This window comes from Tissierellales bacterium, from assembly GCA_035301805.1.
Classification (GTDB): domain Bacteria; phylum Bacillota; class Clostridia; order Tissierellales; family DATGTQ01; genus DATGTQ01.
This window is the reverse complement of sequence record DATGTQ010000058.1, coordinates 1-3,149: the sequence shown is the minus strand read 5'-3', so window position 1 is coordinate 3,149 and position 3,149 is coordinate 1. Positions and strand designations below refer to the sequence as shown.

The 3,149-nt window shown below is 29.4% G+C and carries 3 protein-coding genes; all 3 read right to left on the bottom strand.

Translation table 11 applies throughout. The features are described from left to right. Positions 1 to 116: 116 nt before the first annotated feature. On the bottom strand, positions 117 to 1,175 hold the full coding sequence (locus VK071_02495; protein ID HLR34179.1) for a sugar-transfer associated ATP-grasp domain-containing protein: 1,059 nt from the start codon (positions 1,173 to 1,175) through the stop codon (positions 117 to 119). A gap of 25 nt (positions 1,176 to 1,200) precedes the next feature. Continuing rightward, complete coding sequence (locus VK071_02490; GenBank protein ID HLR34178.1) at positions 1,201 to 2,259, bottom strand: sugar-transfer associated ATP-grasp domain-containing protein; 1,059 nt, start codon at positions 2,257 to 2,259, stop codon at positions 1,201 to 1,203. Between the two features lie 23 nt (positions 2,260 to 2,282). Then, on the bottom strand, positions 2,283 to 3,149 hold an 867-nt coding region (locus tag VK071_02485; protein ID HLR34177.1), incomplete at its 5' end, for an O-antigen ligase family protein.

The window sequence follows — 3,149 nt, the reverse complement described above, 5'->3', positions numbered from 1 at the left end:
AATGACTCGTAGATTATCTGAGAATAAGGGTTCCTATTGGTGACACCATAAAAAAACCTAGTTATTATAATTGTTACCATAATAGCCAAGTTTTATATTTGATAAAATATTTATTTTTATATTATATCATAATATTCATAGTATTTTCTTACCTTTGGATTAGTAAGCAATGGTCTATGTACTTGTATCACTCTTGAACCTGGCATACTATTTGCCTCTATTACAACTATATCATCATCAGTTAGTAAAACATCCCAGCCAATTTGTTTAAAATAGGGCATTTTCTTCATTGTATCTATTAGTTTATTCTTAATATCATCCCAATGAGGTATTTTAACACCTGTAATTTGTACATTGCTCTCTGGATGTTTCTCTCCCCAGCTTAGGGCATTTGATTTAGACCAAGATGCTACACTAGTTAATACCCCTGTATCTATATCTACACCTGCATTACATCCTCCTGCAGAGAAATTATCCAATCCACCTGTTTTTTTAGTACCTACTCTTTGTGTCGCTGCTGCAACAAAAGGTTCTTTAGTCTCTGGATCTACTAAAATTAAAATTCTTATTGTATTAGTTGAACCAGGATATAATCTTTTTGGATACTCTCCTTGCTTTACAAATTCAGTAACAATATAATCATCAAAGCTTTTTAAACTTTCTTCAAATTCTATCTTACTTATTTTTCTATTATTCATATATATAGTATCATTTTTAATTTTATAAATAGTTACTCCTCTTCCTTTAGAGCCTATAACTGGTTTTACTACAAGACCTCCTTCTTCTTTACAAACTTTTAGAATAGAGCCTATGGTATCTATTTTAATCTTAGATTGTAAAGGTTTAATAACTCCCTTTTCAATGAGAGCATAATTTTTAGGTACTCTTATATGTTGTGAAAACATTTCTTCAAACATAATTTTGTTATCTAATACTATATCATAAGGATAATTAATAAATCTTGTCATGGTTATACCACAGTCTGGAAAATAATCTTTATAATCATTTTCCTCTAGATTATATAAATTGTATTTGTCACTACTAAAACCACGCATCCACATTTTCAAACAGTTTGAATGGTCAATTGGTTTTTTTGATTTTATTTCTCTTCTTATAATTCCCAATCTACTTGACAGAGAATAATATTTTTTCTCTATTTGACTAAGGTCTTTCACATATACTTCCTCCTATATGTAAATGTTAAATTATATTATAATATTTATAAAATTTTTTAATCCTAGGTTCTATTAATAATGGTTTATGTAACTGCATAACTCCTACCTGAGAATGATTGTTTCCTTCTATTGTAACTATATCCTCGTCTGTAAGTACTATATCCCAACCAGCATATTTTAAATAAGGCATTTCCCTCATAATATTTAATAATTTCTTTTTTATTTCATCCCATCTTGGGACTTGTACACCTTTTATTTGAGCACCAGTATCTGGGTGTTTGTCATACCACTCTAATTCCTTGCCCCCAATTTTCGTAGCGGCTTCACTTAAAATTCCCGTTTCAATATCTATATTCGCACTATATCCGCCCATTGTAAAATTATCTAGGCCTTTTGAAGTTTTACTTCCTATTCTTTGAACTGCTCTCGCAATAAAAGGTTCATGGTTTTCTGGATCTATCATTATTAGAATCCTCATAGTATTTGTTGAATCTGGATATAGATTATTAGAGTATTCTCCTTGTTTAATAAACTCAGTAATAATAAAATGCCCTAGACTTTTTACATATTTATCAAGCTCATCTTTAGATATTTTTTTCCCATTAGAAAAAATTTCATTATTTTTTACCTTTATTATAGATACTCCTCTTCCACGGGAACCTTGTACTGGTTTAATTACAATTCCCCCTTCTTCTTTACAAACATTTATAATGGACTCCACACTATCTATTTCTATATTAGATTGTAAAGGAAAGATAGTCTCTTCATCAACAAAAGCATAATTTTTAGGTACTTTTATATATTGAGAAACTGTTTTTTCAAACATAATTTTATTATTCAATAATATACTATAAGGTTGATTAATAAATCTTGTCATTGTTGCAGCAGAATCAGGCAAATAGTTTGCATGGTCATTAGTATTAAAGCTATAAAGGCGATATTTTTCACTAGAATAACCTAATCCCCAAGTTTTAAATATATTAGAATAATCAATTGGGCCTTTTAATTTTATCTCATTTTTTATGACTCCAAGTCTGCTTACTACAGTGTAATATTTCCATTTTATTGGACTCAGTTGTTTCAAAATTATTCCCCCTATCTTAAATACTAATTATTATAGCTTAAACTCTCCTGTATATTTTGCTGCTTTGGCTCGAAATTTATTAACATGGACAATGTAAACCAGTACTCTGGCCTTAACCATATATCGGAGCTAAAAAGTAACCTTCCTAAAGATACGGAGATAAGAAGAGTAGTGATTTTATAAAAACCATTCTCTTTTTGAATAGCCATATTCTTATACTTTTTAATGCTATATACCCATATACAACTCCATAATAATAATCCTATTAATCCAGATTCTAATAATACTTGTAAAAATAAATTATGGCTTGTAAAACCTGAGACTTTTTGAGCAAAACCAATTCCATTTCCTACTGTAGGCTTTTGTACAATATGGGACCATAATCTTTTATATATTTTATCTCTTCCCGAGCTTGCTTCCCAGAATCCTCTAGTAAACATTTTACGGAATTTTATTAAGGCATAGGTTTTAACACCTAGATCATAGTATACATAATCTATTGTCTTTACTATTAAGTCATACCTAATTACTAATATCACAATTAATATACCTAAAGCCATTATCGTCAATTTACTAGATAAAGGAATTCTTTTGCTAAATAGAAATACAAATAAACCTAGTACAAAAAATACGACTAAAGCTCCTCTACTACCATATGCCACGGTTAGTAAAAAAGACGTTATAGTCGCTAATAGCCATAGTAATTTATGCTCTTTCTTATCAAAAAATGCGAATAAAAACATAATTACTGAGGGTGCCATAGCGTATCCAAAGCGCATATAATTCATAGAGTCTAAAAAACTTACAGAAGGATGTAAACCTATAACTAAAAAGTTTAATAGAGCTACTTTTAAAAATGCCTCATAAAGAAATTCACCATCAGTATCCAA